This window comes from Micromonospora sp. NBRC 110037 (assembly GCF_001652995.1).
In the GTDB taxonomy this organism is placed as follows: domain Bacteria; phylum Actinomycetota; class Actinomycetes; order Mycobacteriales; family Micromonosporaceae; genus Micromonospora; species Micromonospora chalcea.
Genome location: NZ_BBVA01000014.1, coordinates 1 through 15279, shown reverse-complemented (window position 1 = coordinate 15279; position 15279 = coordinate 1). Strand labels below are relative to the sequence as shown.

Below are 15279 nucleotides of genomic sequence, written 5' to 3'. Positions count from 1 at the left end.
CGAGGTGTCCGGGAGCAGGGTAGGGACCATTGTCTCTGCCCCCGGACCCCGCCGCGAGCTGATGCGAAACCGCTATCTGGACCTGCTGCGCTTCCTGGCCATCCTCCGAGTCGTCACGTACCACGTCACCGGCTACGCCACGCTCACGCTGGTGTTCCCGGCGATGTCGGTGATGTTCGCCCTGGCCGGGTCGCTGATGGCCGCGTCGCTGGACCGCAGCGGGGTGGGCGCGGTCGGGCGGCGGCTGCGCCGGCTGCTGCCGTCGCTGTGGGTGGTCGCCGCCGTCTTCGTGCCGGCCATGCTGCTCACCGGGCTGGCGTTCGGCCCGAAGGTGCTGCTCTGGCTGTTCCCGATCAGTGACCCACCGGCCAACTACTGGGGCGGGCTGGCGCTCAGCCCGATCTGGTACCTGCGGGACTACCTGTGGTTCGTGCTCGCCTCACCGTTCGTGCTGTGGCTGTTCCGCCGGGCGCCGCTGCCCACGCTGGCCGCGCCGTACCTGCTCCTGGTCGCGATCGAGGCCGGCATCCTGGCGAACCCGCCGACGGTGCTGCGCGAGTTCGGCCTCTACTTCGGCGCCTGGCTGCTCGGCTTCGCCCACCACGACGGGCTGCTGCGCCGGATGCGCAACCGGGTGCTGCTGCCGGTGGCCGCCGTCGTCGGCGCGGCCGGCCTGGCCTGGATCTTCACCCATCCCGGCCCGCGCGGGTACGACATCAACGACATCCCGCTGGGCAACGCGCTCTGGTCGGCCGCGTTCATCCTGGTCGCGATCGGCCGCGCGCCGACCGGGGTGACCTGGGTAGACCGCGTGCCGGCGCTCGGCCGCGCGGTGACGGTGGTGAACCGGCGGGCGCTGACCATCTACCTCTGGCACATGCCGTTCGTGGTGGCGCTCACCCCGCTCGTCGGCCTGGTCGGCTGGTCGCCACGCGACCCGGTCGGCCTGTGGCTGCGGGTGGGGCTGGTCTTCGCGCTGGTCGGCGTGGTGACGCTGATGGTCGGCTGGGTCGAGGACGTGGCCGCCCGGCGTACCCCGGAACTGCTGCCCGGCAGGCCGCGGCGGACCGTGGCGGAGCGGGCGGCGGCCGCCCCGGCCAGCCCGGCTCCCGCCGGCGCCCAGGACGGGCTCGTGGGCGCCGGCGCCCGGATCCCGTCGCCGCGCCGCGCGGTGGACCGGGCGGACGACCCGCCGCCGGGCGCGGGCGGCCACCGGCGGGACGCCCCGGCCGCCGACTGACCGCGCTCAGCGGCTGGTGACCGTCACGTTCCCGCTGGTGGCGGAGACGTCCAGCAGCACTGACGCGCCCGGGTCGTCGGTCACCGTCACGTCGGTGTCCCCGGATCTCGCCTCGGCCCGCACCCGGTAGCGGCCGGCCGGCACGGCCAGGTCCACGTCCCCGCTGGTGGCGTGCAGCCGGGCCGGAGCGGGCTGGTCCAGTTCCACGACGACGTTGCCGGAGGTGGTCTCGGCGTCGACCGCGGAGGCGAGGCGCCGGGCCTCGATGTCGCCCGAGCGGGCCCGCAACCGCACCGGGCGGGCCGCCTCGACCACCCGGATGTTGCCGGACGTGGACGACGCGCGGACCTCTCCGGTGGCGCCCCGGATGGTCAGGTCGCCGGAGCTGAGCGTGAACTCCACCGCCCCGATCTCGGTCAGGTCTACGTTGCCCGAGGCGGTCCCGCCCTTCACCGCCACGCCGGGCGGCGCGGTCACCTCCCAGGAGATGCTGCACCGGTGACCGCAGTCGGTGGGCAGCACGAGTTCGTCGCCCTTGATCTCGTACCGGCTGGTCGGCTCGTCGCCCTGGTAGCGGACGACGCGCTTGATCCGTACCTGGTCGGCCGGGCCGTTGGCCCGGACCACGACGTCCCCGGAGCCGTCTTCCGTCACGGTGATCCGGGTGATCTTCGCCTGCTCGGTGTGGTCGTAGTCGAGCCGGCGGAACGAGAGGGTGTCACACCCGGAGAGAACGATGAGCGTGGCGGCAGCGGTCGCGGCCACCGCGGTACGGAGCGAAGCCATGGCCAGCACACTAGGTCCGGCCCGGCGCCCGGCACATCCGGGATCGCCTGCCGGTCCACCCCGAGCCGACCCTGAGATCGCACCCGGAGGGAGAATGGCCTGATGGCCGGGTACCGCCGACAGCTCTACCGCGACGACGCGGTGGTGCTGCGTGTGCAGAAGCTGGGCGAGTCCGACCGGATCATCACGCTGTTCACCCGCCGGCACGGCCGGTTGCGCGCGGTGGCCCGGGGCGTGCGGCGCACCACGAGCCGGTTCGGCGCCCGGCTTGAGCCGTTCGGGCACGTCGACCTCCAGCTCGCCGGTGACCCCAAGGGCAACCAGGGCAGCTCGCTGCACACCGTCAGCCAGGTCGAGGCGATCGAGCTGTACGGCAAACGGTTCCTCGGCGACTACCCCCGCTACACGGCCGCCAGCGCGATCGCCGAGACCGCCGAGCGGCTCACCCCGGTCGAGCGCGAACCGTCGCTGCGGCTGTTCCAGCTCACCCTTGGCGCGATGAAGTCGCTGGCCCGCGGCGAGCACGCCACCACGCTGGTGCTCGACGCGTACCTGCTGCGCGGCATGGCGTTCGCCGGCTGGGCGCCGGCGCTCGCCGCCTGCGCGGTCTGCGGCGAGCCGGGCCGGCACCGCGCGTTCTCCGTACCGGCCGGCGGCGCCGTCTGCCCGGACTGCCGGCCCCCCGGCGCCGCCCACCCCGCGCCCGCCACGCTGGAGCTGATGTCCGCGCTGACCTCCGGCGACTGGGGGTACGCCGACGCGGCCGAGACCGGCGTACGCCGGGAGTGCAGCGGGCTGGTCGCGGCGCACCTCCAGTGGCATCTGGAACGCGCGCTACGCTCGCTGCCGCTGGTCGACCGGGGCGCCCCGGCGGCCGGCGCGGTCCCGTCGCCCGGCGGCGCGGGACCGGATGTGGTCCCGCCGCGCTCCGGTGCCGGGCCCGTCGCCGGTGTGAACAGGGAGATGACCGAGTGATCCGATCGACGAGGGCGACCCGCCGCGAGCCGGTCCCGCCGACCCCGCACCCCTCCGGGGCCCGTCCGCCGGCGCTGCCGCCCGCCGCGGTGCCCCGGCACGTCGCCATCGTGATGGACGGCAACGGCCGCTGGGCCAAGGAGCGCGGCCTGCCCCGCACCAAGGGGCACGAGCAGGGCGAGCACAGCCTGTTCGACACCGTCGAGGGCGCGATCGAGATGGGGATTCCCTACCTGTCGGCGTACGCGTTCTCCACCGAGAACTGGCGGCGCTCGCCCGACGAGGTCCGCTTCCTGATGGGCTTCAACCGCGACGTCATCCGTCGCCGCCGCGACCAGCTCGTCGACCTGGGCGTACGGGTGGTCTGGTCGGGCCGCGCGGGCCGGCTGTGGAAGAGCGTCATCTCCGAGCTGCAGACCGCCGAGGAGATGTCGCGCGGCAACTCGACGCTGACGCTGCAGTTCTGCGTCAACTACGGCGGCCAGGCGGAGATCGCCGACGCCGCCGCCGGGATCGCCCGCGACGTCGCCGCCGGCAAGCTGGACCCGGCCAAGGTGAACGAGAAGACTGTCGCGCGGTACCTCTACCACCCCGAGGTGCCCGAGGTCGACCTGTTCCTGCGCCCCTCCGGCGAGCAGCGCATCTCCAACTTCCTGCTCTGGCAGACCGCGTACGCCGAACTGGTCTACCTGGACACGCTCTGGCCCGACTTCGACCGCCGCCACCTCTGGTACGCCTGCGAGCTGTACGCCCAGCGCGACCGCCGCTTCGGCGGCGCCCTGCCCAACCCGGTCGCCCCGGGCGCCTGAGGGGGCAGGCTTACCGGCGCGCCGCTCTGGGTACCGATACCTCCAGACAGCAAACGCGGAGGTGAACCACATGATTCAGAAGCGGATCGCGCAGTGGGCGGTCATGGCGGTCGCCGTGCCGCTGGCGGCGGCCGGCGCGCGCCGGCTCAGCCACACCCTGGAGGCCCGTCGCGGCCCGTCCGGGGTGAGCCGTCTGCTGACCAAGGGCGCCGACCTGATCCGGCCGCAGAAGGCCAGGCGTCGCCGGTTCTTCTGACCTGCGACGTCGGCCCGACCGGTACGCCCCGCATCCGGCTTTCCCGCCGGGCGCGGGGCGTTGCGCTCTACGATCGGCGCAGGGCGCGCCGCCGGGTGCGCGCCCGCCACGGGGGTGGAGGATGCGCGATCTCCGGTACGAGATGACTGCTGCCCTGGCCGCCGCCGACCTGGTGGAACCGGACCGCCGGGACGCGGTCGCCGGGCTGTGCGCCGAGCTGGCCGAGCGGTGGTGCGCCGAACTGGGGCACACCCCGGCGGTCCGCTCCGGCGAGATCGGCGAACTGGCGGCCGGCGAGCCGGCGGCCGGCTGGGCGCCCGACCCGCACGCCCAGCGGGCCTGGTGAGGTGTCCGGCCGGGCTCACGCCTCCACTTCGGAGCGGTCGCCCGCCCAGAGCGTGTGGAACGAGCCCTCCCGGTCCACCCGGTGGTAGGTGTGCGCGCCGAAGTTGTCCCGCAGCCCCTGGATCAGCGCGGCCGGCAGCCGCTGCGCCCGCAGCGCGTCGAAGTAGGCCAGCGACGACCCGAAGGCCGGTGCCGGCACGCCCGCCCGGGCCGCGTCGGCCACCACCCGTCGCCAGGCCGGTACGCCGGCGCTGACCCGCTCGGCGAACCACGGCGCGACGAGCAGCGTCGCCAGGTCCGGCTCCGCGTCGTACGCCTCGCGGATGCGGTCCAGGAAACCGGCCCGGATGATGCAGCCACCCCGCCAGATGGTGGCCGTGCCGCCCAGGTCGATGTTCCAGTCGTACTCCCGGCTGCCGGCGCGGATGTGGTCGAAGCCCTGCGCGTACGCGACGATCTTGCTGGCCAGCAGCGCGCGGCGCACGTCCTCGACGAACGTCTCCCGGTCGTCCACCTGCCACTTCTCGCCCGCGTCGGCGAACACCCGGCGGGCGGCCTCGCGCTGGCCGGCGTGCCCGGACAGCGACCGGGCGAACGTGGCCTCGGCGATGCCGGTGATCGGAATGCCCAGGTCGAGCGCGCTCTGCACGGTCCAGCGGCCGGTGCCCTTCTGCTCGGCCTGGTCGAGCACCACGTCGACGAACGCCTGACCGGTTGCCGCGTCGGTGTGGCCGAGCACGTCGGCGGTGATCTCGATGAGGAACGACCCCAGCTCGCCGCCGTTCCACTCCCGGAAGATCTCCGCGATCTCCGCCGGGCTCGCCGACAGACCGGCCCGCAACAGGTCGTACGCCTCGGCGATGAGCTGCATGTCGGCGTACTCGATGCCGTTGTGCACCATCTTCACGAAGTGGCCCGCGCCGTCCGGCCCGACGTGCCGGCAGCAGGGCTCGCCGTCCACGTGCGCGGCGATCTTGGAGAAGATCGGCCCCAGCTTCTGGTACGACTCGGCCGACCCGCCGGGCATGATGCTCGGGCCGAGCAGCGCGCCCTCCTCGCCGCCGGACACGCCGGTGCCGACGAAGTGCAGCCCGTGCGCGCGCAGCGCCTCCTCCCGGCGGCGGGTGTCGGCGAAGTGCGCGTTGCCGCAGTCGACGACGATGTCGCCCTCCTCCAGCAGCGGGACCAGCTCGTCGATCACCGCGTCGGTCGGGGCGCCGGCCTTCACCATCACGATCACCGCGCGGGGCCGCTCCAGCGAGCCGACGAAATCCGCGAGCGACTCCGACGGCACGAACGTGCCCTCGTCGCCGTGCTCGGCGACCAGGCTGCGGGTACGTTCCGGCGACCGGTTGTGCACCGCCACGGCGAAGCCGTTGCGGGCCAGGTTCCGGGCCAGGTTGCGGCCCATCACCGCCAGACCGGTGACCCCGATCTGCGCCGTCGCCTGCTCTGCCATGCGTACCGCCACCTCTCGTCCGTACTGCCGTGCTGCGACCGTATCGCGGCCGTCGAGGATGTGGGCCACGGTGTCCACAGGGTGTGACCGGTGGGTGGCCGTACGTCCCTCGGCTTAATTCGGCTGCGGGACTCGCCGGTGGCGCGATAGCGTTGCCGCATGCGTATGTGACGCCCCACCTCCGAGCCCGGTCCACCGCCGCGAGTGCCGTGGACCCGTCCTGCTCCGGGCGTCCGCATCCTTCCCCGCCACCGTCGGTCGCGGTGTCTGTCGTGATCGGAATGCGCCGGAGCCCTCGCTCGGCGCGTCCCGGTCGGCGCGCCCGCACGACAGGAGGCCCGCGAATGCCCGCGAAGCGCAATCCGAAGAAGTCCCGCAAACAGTCCTCGCCGCAGGTGACCGCGCCGGCGCTCGACGCGCTCACCGCGCCGCCCGCAGTGGTGCTCCCGACGGAGCCGGTGGCGTCCGCCGTGTCCCTGGACGCGGCGCCGCATTCGGCGTCACCGGAGACTCCGGTCCTGCCCAGCGCGCCCGCGACGCCGCCCCGATCCGGCCCACCGGCAGGGCGGCAGGCCCGGGTCACCGGGCGCAGCCAGCGCGCCGGCCAGACCCGCTTCTACGCGTTCCGCCGGAGCTGACCGGCAGGCCGGTTCCCGTCGCCCGCTGCCCGGGCAGGCCCCTCATCCGGGTCCTTGCCCGGGCAGCGTTTCTCCTTCCCGCCGCTCGCCCCCACCGCCGGTGTCCCTAGAGATCTTGGAAGATTTCGGCCCCTATAGGGACCATTTCCTACCAAGATCTTCCCCGACGCCGGTCGATCATGAAGTTGGCGGCGACAAAACGGGCAACCCGTGCCGTCAACTTCATGATCAACGGGGGCGGGGCGAGGCGGGGCGAGGGGGGTCAGCCGATCAGGGGGCGGAAGGTGCCCAGGGCGATGCTTGTCGCCAGAGCGGCGGCGGCCAGGAGGGCCGATCCCACGACCAGCAGCGTGTCCGCGCCGGTGAAGCGCTGCGGGCGGGCCACGGTGCGCGGCGTACCCGCGTCGAAGCCCCGGGCGTCCATCGCGACGGCGAGCCGTGTACCGCGCCGGATCGCGCCCACCAACAGCGTGAACGCGGTCGACCCGAACAGCCGCAGCTTCGCCACCGGATTGCGGCCGGCGTCCACGCCGCGGGCCCGCCGGGCCATGCTGATCATCCGCCATTCCTGCTCCAGCAGCGGCACCATCCGGAACGCGGCCAGCGCGCCGATGGCGAACCGGGCGGGCGCCTTCGCGTTCTGGATCAGCGCGTCGGCCAGGTCGGTCGGGTCGGTGGTGGCGAACACGACGATGCCGGGCAGCGCCACCGCGAGCATCCGCAGCACCAGGCCCAGCGCCGTGACGAGCACCCCTTCGGTGACCAGGATCGGCCCGGCCTGGAGCAGCACCGGGCCGGAACGGTCGGCCGCGAAGAGCACAAGCGTGACCAGGATGCCGACGGCACCGGCGAGCAGCGGCCAGGCGCGGCGGGCCAGCACCCGGTAGCGGACGCCGAACAGCGGCAGCACCGCGAGTTCGACGGCGATGGCGACGGCCGGGGCCACCGGATCGAGCGTCGCCACCAGGATCAGCGTGAACACCATCGCGGCGGCCAGCTTCGCCACCGGGTTGCGCCGGGCCAGCGGAGCGCCCGGCGCGGCGACCGGTTCGACGTTGATCACGAGGACGCCCCCAGGGTGAGCGTCCGGTCGGCCAGCGCGGCCACGAAGTCCTCGTCGTGGGTCACCGCCACCACGCCGTGCCCGGCGTCGCGCAGCTCGGCGAGCAGGTCGATCAGTTCCAGCCACGTGCGCCGGTCCTGGCCGAACGTAGGCTCGTCGCAGATCAGCAGGCGGGGCGCGGTGGCCAGGGCCGTCGCCACGCTCAGCCGCCGCGCCTCGCCACCCGAGAGGGTGTACGGGTTGGCGCCGGCCAGCCGGTCCAGCCGCAGCCGCTCCAGCAGGGCGTCCACTGTGGCGCTGACCGCTGCCTGGGGCTGCCCGGTGCGGCGCGGGCCGAGCGCCAGCTCGTCGCGGACGGTGGCGGTGACGAACTGGTGTTCCGGGTCCTGGAACACCGAGCCGATCCGGCGTACCAGCGCGGGCGCCCGCCAGCGGTACGGGGGAGTGCGCGCGTCCCGCCCGGCCAGTTCCGCCGACGCGGTGACGCCGCCCGTGCCGGGTTTCAGCAGGCCGCCCAGGAGCAGCGCCAGCGTCGACTTGCCGGCCCCGTTGGGGCCGAGGACGGCGAGCGCCTCGCCGGCGCGTACTCGAAGATCGGTGGGGTCGAGCCGGGGCGGCAGGCCGAGCCGCTCCGCGGTGAGCAGCACGTCGCCGGGCGGCGTGGTGGCGTGCCGGGGTGGCGTGACCTGGCCGGGCACCCACACCCCGGCGGCGGCCAGCGCGTCGCCGTGCGCGGCGAAGACCGCAGCGGGCGGCCCGTCGGCGCGCACCCCGCCGCCCGGTTCCAGCACCACCACGCGGTCGACCAGCGGCAGCGCCTCGGTGACCCGGTGCTCCACCAGGACCATCGTGGTGTCCGTGTCGAGCGCGTTCGCGACGGCCCGGCGGATCAGCGCGGCGCCGGCCGGGTCGAGGTTGGCGGTGGGCTCGTCCAGCAGCAGCAGTCCGGGGCGCAGCGCGAGCGTGCCGGCCAGGGCGAGCCGCTGCTGCTCGCCGCCGCTGAGCGCGGCGGTCGGCCGGTCCCGGTCGTACGGGAAGCCGACCCGGCGCAGCGCCTCGTCGACGCGGGGCCAGATCTCCCCGGCGGGTACGCCACGGTTCTCCAGCCCGAACGCCACGTCGTCGCCGGAGCGGGCCATGACGAGCTGGGTCTGCGGATCCTGGAACAGGATGCCGACGCGCTCGCGGGCCTTGCGCGGGTCCAGCCCGTCGATCTCGACGGTGCCCTCCTGCTCGCCGGAGTCCTCCGGCAGCAGCCCGGCCAGCGCCGCCAGCAGCGTGCTCTTACCGGCGCCGGAGGGTCCGAGCAGCAGCACCCGCTCGCCGCTCTCCACCCGAAGATCCACCCCGCGCAGAGCCCAGCGTTTCCGTCCCCCGTGCCGCCACCCGAACCCCCGCAGCACCACCCCGCTCACCGCTCACCCACCCCCTCTCCCGGCCCAGCCTGCGTGATCAAGGAGTTCGCGTCCGGAAAACCGTGCCCGGCGGACGCAAACTCCTTGATCACCGGGGCGGGGCGAGGCGAGGCGAGCCTCAGACCAGGGCGCGGTCGCGGCCGGCGGGGAAGCGGTCCAGGACGCCGGTGTTCGCCAGCGCGCGGGTGAGGGCCACCGCACCCAGGCCGGCCACCAGCAGACAGCTGAGCACGCCGAACGCGATGTAGGGCAGCCGGAACGTCGTCCAGCTCGTGCCGGGGTACCAGTAGAGAGCGTCGAACAGCGTGGCGAAGAGGCCGCCGCACGCGCCGGCGAGCGCCGCCGTGAGCGGCCGGTGGAGGCGGTACCGGGTGGCCGCGAAGACCGCCTCGACGCCCAGGCCCTGCACCGCGCCCTGGAGGATCGCCATCGCACCGTAGGGGGAGCCGAGCAGCACCGAGACGGCCGAGGCGACGGTCTCGGTGAGCAGCGCCGCCCCCGGCTTGCGGACGATGAGCGCGCTCAGCACGGCCGGGATGAGCCAGACGCCGTACATGACCGACTGGAGCGGGGCGAAGAAGGCGAACGGCCCGTCGCTGCCCTTCCAGAGGATGTTCCAGAGCTGGAACACGACGCCGAAGGTGACGGCGATGACCGAGGCGACGACGATGTCGACGGTACGCCAGCGGTTGCTGTCGGTGTGGTTCACGGTTGGCTCCCAGTTCGTCGAGGTGAACCAGGAGAAGACGCACGCCGCGCCCGGTGGTCACCGGACGGCGACGCGGCTGGAGGTCGACCGAACTCCCTGCGCTGGCATTACCCAGATCAGGTTCGAGGGTCTGCGGGCACCGGCCCGCACTCTCAGCGCTGTGCGCTCCCCTGTCGGATGTGAAGTTGTCTCGTCGCAGACGCTAGCACCGACCACGGGCCCCGGCCCAGCAGGGCGAGTGTCGGTATGGTGGCGATCATGCTGGTGGATGCGCGGGGACTGACGTTCGAGGTACGCGCCGGCGGCCCCGAGGGCGGTGACCCGGTCCTGCTGCTGCACGGCTTCCCGCAGCACTCCGGCGAGTGGGACGCGGTGACGCCCGCGCTGCACGCCGCCGGGCTGCGCACGTACGCGCTCGATCAGCGCGGCTACTCGCCCGGCGCGCGGCCGGCGGACGTCGGGGCGTACCGGATTCCGGAGCTGGTGGCCGACGCGGCCGGCGTGCTGGATTCCCTCGGGGTGACCCGCGCCCACCTGGTCGGCCACGACTGGGGCGCGATCGTGGCGTGGGGTCTGGCGGCGGCGCACCCGGAGCGGGTGCGGACGCTGACCGCGGTGTCGGTGCCGCACCCGGCCGCGATGGGGCACGCGCTCGCCACCGACCCGCGGCAGAAGGTCAAGTCCGCGTACATCGCGTTGTTCCGCAAGCCCGGTACGGCGGAGCGGGTGCTGCTGGCGTGGAACGCCGCCACGCTGCGCAAGCTGCTCAGCGGCGTGGGCGACGCCCGCGCGGTGGCGCGCTACGCCGAGCCGATGCGCGAGCCGGGGGCGTTGACGGCGGCGCTGAACTGGTACCGGGCGATGACCGGGGCGGACATGAAGGCGGTCGCCCCGGTCGGGGTGCCCACCACGTTCGTCTGGAGCGACAAGGACGTGGCGATCGGCCGGACGGCCGCGCAGGCGTGCGCCGCGCACGTCACAGGTGACTACCGGTTCGTGACGCTGCCCGGCGTCAGCCACTGGATCCCGGACGAGGCGCCCGGCCCGCTGGCCGAGGCGATCCTCGCCCGGTGCGCAGGAACGGAGGAGGCATGACGGTGAGCGCCGAGGCGTACCTGGCGGTGGTGACCGAGACGATCGGCCGGGTCGCCGCCGAACAGCGGCGCAACGTGGCCGACGCGGCCGACCTGATCGCAGCGGCGCTGCGCGCCGATGGTGTGGTGCACGCGTTCGGCACCGGGCACTCCGAGGCGCTGGCCATGGAGATCGCCGGTCGGGCCGGCGGGCTGGTGCCCACGAACCGGATCGCGTTGCGTGACCTGGTGCTGGTCGGCGGCGACCCGGCCGACGTGCTCGGCCCGAAGCTGGAACGCGACCCGGCGGTGGCGCACCGCCTCTACGAGCTGGCGCCGATCCGGCCGCAGGACGTGTTCGTGCTCGCCTCGAACTCGGGCGTGAACGGGGCGATGGTCGAGTTCGCGTCCATCGTGAAGGAACGCGGGCACGGGCTGGTGGCGATCACGTCGGCGCAGCACTCGGCCCGGATGACGTCGCGGCACCCGTCCGGCCGCAAGCTCGCCGACTTCGCCGACGTGGTGCTGGACAACGGCGCCCCGTACGGCGACGCCACGCTGCCGCTGCCGGGCGGCGGCGCGGTGGGCGCGGTCTCGTCGATCACCGCGGCGCTGCTGGCCCAGCAGATCGTCGCCGAGGTGGTGGCCCGGCTGGTCACGGCGGGGGAGCGTCCGCCGGTCTACCTGTCCGCGAACATCACCGGCGGCGACGAGCACAACGCCGAGCTGGAGGCACGGTACGCGGGGCGGATCCGCCGCGGTTCCTGAACCGGTTTCGTGATCATCCGTACGGGGCACAGGCGGTCCTGCCGGTGGGCGTTCACCCGCCGGCCGTGCCGTCTCCCGGGGAGGTCCGCGAGTGTCGAAGGAATCCGAGAAGCAGCGCTGGCAGCGCAACTTCGCCGATCTGTTGCAGGAGCTGCGCGTCGCGCAGACCGGCGTGCAGATCCTGTTCGCCTTCCTGCTGACGCTGCCGTTCAGCGCCGGGTTCGACCGGACCACCGAGTTCCAGCGTGACGTCTACATCCTGGCGCTGCTGACCGCCGCCGCCTCCGCCGCGATGATCATTTCTCCGGTGGCGTTCCACCGGGCGCTGTTCCGCCAGGGACGCAAGCCGGAACTGGTCCGCTTCGCCCACCGGATGGCCACCGGCGGCCTGTTCTTCATGCTGATCGCGATGGTCAGCTCGGTCCTGCTGGTCTCCGACTTCGTGCTGGACCGGCCGATCGCGTTCCTGCTCAGCGCGCTCACCGGCCTCTGGTTCCTGATCTTCTGGGCGATCCTGCCGTTCAGCCGCCGCAACTGGGGCGACGACGACATCGACGACGAGGACGACGACCCGCAGACGCTCACCGGCGGCTGACCGTCCGCCAAATCGGACGTGCACGCGGCGCTACCCCTGGGTAACACCCGGGGGTAGCGTCGTTTTCGTCGAGCGCGTCGACGCAGCCGGACCGACGAGGAGGCAGCCGTGACCACGACACAGAACAGCCGGCCCGAGTCCCCCGACGGCGCGGGGCCGCTGCCCGGAGAGGCGGGCCAGGTCACCGAGAAGGAGGCCCGCCAGGTCGCCGAGGCGGCCCGCGAGTCGGCCTGGGACCGGCCCAGCTTCGGCAAGGAGTTGTTCCTCGGCCGGTTCCGGCTCGACCTGATCGACCCGTGGCCCCGCCCCGACCCGGCCGAGGTGGCCCGTGCCGACGAGTTCCTCGGCTCGCTGCGGGCGTACCTGGGGTCCGAGGTGGACGGTGAGGCGATCGAGCGGGACGCGCGCATCCCCGACGAGGTGTTCCACGGACTGGCCGGGCTGGGCGCGTTCGGCATGAAGATCGACCGCAAGTACGGCGGACTCGGGCTGAGCAACCTGCACTACTGCCGGGCGCTGATGCTCGTCGGCTCGGTGAGCCCGGCGGTCAGCGCGCTGCTCTCCGCGCACCAGTCGATCGGCGTGCCGCAGCCGCTGAAGATGTTCGGCACACCCGAGCAGAAGGACCGGTTCCTGCCCCGGCTCGCCGCCGGTGAGGTCTCCGCGTTCCTGCTCACCGAGCCGGACGTCGGCTCCGACCCGGCCCGGCTCGCCACCACCGCCGAGCCGACGGCGGACGGCACCGGCTACCGGCTCAACGGGGTGAAACTCTGGGCCACCAACGGCACGCTCGCCACCCTGCTCGTGGTGATGGCCCGGGTGCCGGCCGGCGAGGGGCGGCGCGGCGGCATCACCGCGTTCGTGGTGGAGGGCGACAGCGACGGCATCACCGTCGAGCGGCGCAACTCCTTCGTCGGGCTGCGCGGCCTGGAGAACAGCCTCACCCGCTTCCACGACGTGTTCGTGCCGGCCGAGAACGTGATCGGCGGCGAGGGCAAGGGCCTGAAGATCGCGCTGACCACGTTGAACACCGGCCGTCTCTCGCTGCCGGCCATGTGCGTGGGCGCCGGGAAGTGGGCGCTGAACGTGGCCCGGGAGTGGGCGGCGGACCGGGTCCAGTGGGGCCGACCGGTGGCCGAGCACGAGGCGGTGGCGAAGAAACTGTCGTTCATCGCCGCCACCACGTACGGCATGGAGTCCATGCTCGACCTGTCCTGCATGCTCGCCGACGACGACCGCAACGACATCCGGATCGAGGCGGCGCTGGTCAAGCTCTACGCCAGCGAGATGGCGTGGCGGATCGCCGACGAGCTGATCCAGATCCGCGGCGGACGCGGGTACGAGACGGCCGACTCGCTCGCCGCCCGGGGCGAACGGCCCGCCGCCGTCGAGCAGCTCCTGCGTGACCTGCGGATCAACCGGATCTTCGAGGGCTCCACCGAGATCATGCACCTGCTTATCGCCCGCGAGGCGGTCGACGCGCACCTGTCGGTGGCAGGCGACATCATCGACCCGGACGCCGGGCTGGGCCGCAAGGCGAAGGCGGGCGCGCGGGCCGGCGCCTTCTACGCCAAGTGGCTGCCCACGCTCGCTGTCGGCAAGGGGCAGACGCCCGGGGCGTACCAGGAGTTCGGGCCGCTGGCCGGGCACCTGCGCCACGTCGAGCGGACCTCCCGCAAGCTGGCCCGGTCGACGTTCTACGCGATGTCCCGGTGGCAGGGGAAGATGGAGCGTAAGCAGGCGTTCCTCGGCCGGGTGGTGGACATCGGCGCGGAGCTGTTCGCGATGAGCGCGGTCTGCGTCCGGGCCTACGCCGAGCGGGACGCGCACCCGGAGAACGTCGAGCTGGCCGACCTGTTCTGCCGTCAGGCGCGGCTGCGCGTCGACGAGCTGTTCACCGGCCTGTGGTCGAACACCGACTCGGTCGACGTGGCCGCCGCCAAGCGCATCGTCGCCGGCCGGTACGCCTCGGTGGAGGACGGTGTCCTCACGCCGCCGGACGACCTGCCCTGGGTGGCGCGCTGGGAACCCGGCCCGTCCACCGCGGAGGACGTGCGCCGCCGCATCCCGCCCGCCGGCTGACCAACCGCTACGCCCGCACCGGCGGTCGTCGTCCGCCGGTGCGGTGCCGGGTTCCGGCGTGCTGCGCCTGCGGACGGCGTCGCCCGTCGGTCCACGCGGAGTCCGGCGACTGCCCGGCCGCGCAGGAACTTCGGCCGCGCCCCACCGGTCTCCGTTCCCGAACCGGGGGAGCGGGCTGGTGTCGCGGCGTGGCCTGGGCCCGTGGCCGTGGTGCCGGACCTGCGGCGTGCCGTCGGACCGGCGGTCCTCAGGCGGGGCCAGCGACCCGTTACGCGGTGTCACGTGGTGCCAGAGGAAGGACTCTGTGTTGGCGTTATGCCTCTCAGTCATAAATATGGGTCTTGTGACGGATGTGTGGGTCGGGTGTTCATGGGCGGGGTAGTTCGGGTCGGTGGCCGCCGAGGCTGAGCATGGCCATGGCAATGAGGGCTTCGGATGAGTGGAAGCCGAAGGCCATGCGGGTGATGAGGCGGATCTTGGCGTTGACGGACTCGATGCGGCCGTTGGACAGGCCATGGGTGATGGCGGCGATGATCTGGTCGCGGTGACGGGTGACGCGTCGTTGTAGGTCGATGAAGATGTCGATGCGGCTGCGGCGGGCCCACCCGATCCATCGGTCGAGGGCCTCGACTGCGGCTGTCGGGCTGGTCTTGGCCAGGGTGAACACCAGTCGGAGGCCTTCTTTCAACGCCCAGGCCCGGTGCAGGCGGGGGTGGGTCTTGGCGATCCAGGCGAGTTTGGCCTGCTGGGCGTCGGTGAGGTTCTCCGGGTTCTTCCATAACGCCCAGCGGGTGTTCTTCAACTGGCGGGCCGTGCCGACGGCGACGCCGCGACGGCCGGCGCCACGGCCGGTGGCCTCGTTCCAGGCTTGGCGGCGAACCCTGTCCACGGCGTCGGTGGCCCAGGCCACGACGTGGAATGCATCGGCGCAGCGCACGGCGTTCGGGCAGCGCCGTCGGATAACGGTGGTGATCCAGTCCGCGCCGTCGGCGGACACGTGCGTGATCTTCGCGGCCCGCTCATCGCCGAGCAGGTCGAAGAACGCGTTGAGGGTCGCCGCGCTCTT

The 15279-nt window shown here is 73.3% G+C and carries 16 protein-coding genes and 1 riboswitch; of the genes, 10 read left to right on the top strand and 6 right to left on the bottom strand.

Annotation, left to right across the window (positions count from 1 at the left end):
- The first annotated feature begins 61 nt into the window (after positions 1–61).
- Positions 62–1240: an acyltransferase gene (locus tag A4R25_RS28455; RefSeq protein WP_064448688.1), complete on the top strand. Its 1179-nt coding sequence runs from the start codon at positions 62–64 to the stop codon at positions 1238–1240.
- A 6-nt stretch (positions 1241–1246) separates the two neighbouring features.
- Here the strand turns inward: A4R25_RS28455 and A4R25_RS28450 are convergent, their stop codons facing one another.
- On the bottom strand, positions 1247–2026 hold the full coding sequence (locus A4R25_RS28450) for a DUF4097 family beta strand repeat-containing protein (protein ID WP_043331022.1): 780 nt from the start codon (positions 2024–2026) through the stop codon (positions 1247–1249).
- A 102-nt stretch (positions 2027–2128) separates the two neighbouring features.
- Here A4R25_RS28450 and recO point away from each other — a divergent pair, with 102 nt between their 5' ends.
- The 4 genes from recO to A4R25_RS28430 all read left to right on the top strand — a co-directional run bounded on the left by recO (position 2129) and on the right by A4R25_RS28430 (position 4412).
- Positions 2129–3001: a DNA repair protein RecO gene (gene recO, locus A4R25_RS28445; protein WP_013287962.1), complete on the top strand. Its 873-nt coding sequence runs from the start codon at positions 2129–2131 to the stop codon at positions 2999–3001.
- Positions 2998–3810 (top strand): isoprenyl transferase, encoded by an 813-nt coding sequence (locus A4R25_RS28440; RefSeq protein ID WP_043329022.1) that lies wholly within the window; start codon positions 2998–3000, stop codon positions 3808–3810. Before recO ends, A4R25_RS28440 begins: the two co-directional genes overlap by 4 nt.
- Before the next feature lie 70 nt (positions 3811–3880).
- Positions 3881–4066: a hypothetical protein gene (locus tag A4R25_RS28435; protein ID WP_013287960.1), complete on the top strand. Its 186-nt coding sequence runs from the start codon at positions 3881–3883 to the stop codon at positions 4064–4066.
- A 121-nt stretch (positions 4067–4187) separates the two neighbouring features.
- On the top strand, positions 4188–4412 hold the full coding sequence (locus A4R25_RS28430; RefSeq protein ID WP_043329023.1) for a hypothetical protein: 225 nt from the start codon (positions 4188–4190) through the stop codon (positions 4410–4412).
- A gap of 15 nt (positions 4413–4427) precedes the next feature.
- Here A4R25_RS28430 and gndA read toward each other — a convergent pair whose 3' ends face one another.
- The gene (gene gndA / locus A4R25_RS28425) at positions 4428–5870 is read right to left on the bottom strand and encodes an NADP-dependent phosphogluconate dehydrogenase (RefSeq protein WP_064448733.1); all 1443 of its coding nucleotides are present in this window, start codon (positions 5868–5870) and stop codon (positions 4428–4430) included.
- A gap of 344 nt (positions 5871–6214) precedes the next feature.
- Between gndA and A4R25_RS28420 the strand changes: the two genes are divergently transcribed.
- Positions 6215–6508 carry a hypothetical protein gene (locus A4R25_RS28420; protein WP_043329025.1) on the top strand — a complete coding sequence of 98 codons (294 nt, stop codon included), beginning with the start codon at positions 6215–6217 and terminating at the stop codon, positions 6506–6508.
- Between the two features lie 262 nt (positions 6509–6770).
- On the opposite strand, the gene A4R25_RS28415 is transcribed toward A4R25_RS28420, so the two are convergent.
- The 3 genes from A4R25_RS28415 to A4R25_RS28405 form a co-directional block, all read right to left on the bottom strand.
- Positions 6771–7571: an energy-coupling factor transporter transmembrane protein EcfT gene (locus A4R25_RS28415; RefSeq protein ID WP_064448687.1), complete on the bottom strand. Its 801-nt coding sequence runs from the start codon at positions 7569–7571 to the stop codon at positions 6771–6773.
- Positions 7568–8986 carry an ABC transporter ATP-binding protein gene (locus tag A4R25_RS28410; protein WP_064448686.1) on the bottom strand — a complete coding sequence of 473 codons (1419 nt, stop codon included), beginning with the start codon at positions 8984–8986 and terminating at the stop codon, positions 7568–7570. The genes A4R25_RS28415 and A4R25_RS28410 overlap by 4 nt, the downstream gene beginning before the upstream one ends.
- Before the next feature lie 118 nt (positions 8987–9104).
- A complete protein-coding gene (locus tag A4R25_RS28405) occupies positions 9105–9695 on the bottom strand; it encodes an ECF transporter S component (RefSeq protein ID WP_064448685.1) in 591 nt (196 codons plus the stop codon).
- Positions 9696–9770: 75 nt separating this feature from the next.
- Positions 9771–9877, bottom strand: a riboswitch (TPP riboswitch).
- A gap of 76 nt (positions 9878–9953) precedes the next feature.
- Here A4R25_RS28405 and A4R25_RS28400 point away from each other — a divergent pair.
- From A4R25_RS28400 to A4R25_RS28385, 4 genes are all read left to right on the top strand, one after another.
- The gene (locus A4R25_RS28400; protein WP_197494989.1) at positions 9954–10790 is read left to right on the top strand and encodes an alpha/beta fold hydrolase; all 837 of its coding nucleotides are present in this window, start codon (positions 9954–9956) and stop codon (positions 10788–10790) included.
- On the top strand, positions 10787–11536 hold the full coding sequence (locus tag A4R25_RS28395) for a sugar isomerase domain-containing protein (RefSeq protein ID WP_064448683.1): 750 nt from the start codon (positions 10787–10789) through the stop codon (positions 11534–11536). Before A4R25_RS28400 ends, A4R25_RS28395 begins: the two co-directional genes overlap by 4 nt.
- 91 nt (positions 11537–11627) lie before the next feature.
- Positions 11628–12131, top strand: coding sequence for a DUF6328 family protein (locus tag A4R25_RS28390; RefSeq protein WP_043329032.1), 504 nt, complete (start codon positions 11628–11630; stop codon positions 12129–12131).
- A 108-nt stretch (positions 12132–12239) separates the two neighbouring features.
- Positions 12240–14213, top strand: a complete 1974-nt coding sequence (locus A4R25_RS28385) for an acyl-CoA dehydrogenase family protein (RefSeq protein WP_064448682.1) — start codon at positions 12240–12242, stop codon at positions 14211–14213.
- 367 nt (positions 14214–14580) lie between these two features.
- On the opposite strand, the gene A4R25_RS28380 is transcribed toward A4R25_RS28385, so the two are convergent.
- Positions 14581–15279: transposase (locus A4R25_RS28380; RefSeq protein ID WP_197494988.1), on the bottom strand; the 699-nt coding region annotated here is incomplete at its 5' end.

Bases quoted from the DNA above. Each gene is read 5' to 3' on its own strand.
- A4R25_RS28420 (WP_043329025.1), top strand. From the start codon at position 6,215: ATGCCCGCGAAGCGCAATCCGAAGAAGTCCCGCAAACAGTCCTCGCCG.
- A4R25_RS28435 (WP_013287960.1), top strand. From the start codon at position 3,881: ATGATTCAGAAGCGGATCGCGCAGTGGGCGGTCATGGCGGTCGCCGTG.
- A4R25_RS28455 (WP_064448688.1), top strand. From the start codon at position 62: ATGCGAAACCGCTATCTGGACCTGCTGCGCTTCCTGGCCATCCTCCGA.
- A4R25_RS28450 (WP_043331022.1), bottom strand. From the start codon at position 2,026: ATGGCTTCGCTCCGTACCGCGGTGGCCGCGACCGCTGCCGCCACGCTC.
- A4R25_RS28395 (WP_064448683.1), top strand. From the start codon at position 10,787: ATGACGGTGAGCGCCGAGGCGTACCTGGCGGTGGTGACCGAGACGATC.
- A4R25_RS28430 (WP_043329023.1), top strand. From the start codon at position 4,188: ATGCGCGATCTCCGGTACGAGATGACTGCTGCCCTGGCCGCCGCCGAC.
- A4R25_RS28400 (WP_197494989.1), top strand. From the start codon at position 9,954: ATGCTGGTGGATGCGCGGGGACTGACGTTCGAGGTACGCGCCGGCGGC.
- recO (WP_013287962.1), top strand. From the start codon at position 2,129: ATGGCCGGGTACCGCCGACAGCTCTACCGCGACGACGCGGTGGTGCTG.
- gndA (WP_064448733.1), bottom strand. From the start codon at position 5,870: ATGGCAGAGCAGGCGACGGCGCAGATCGGGGTCACCGGTCTGGCGGTG.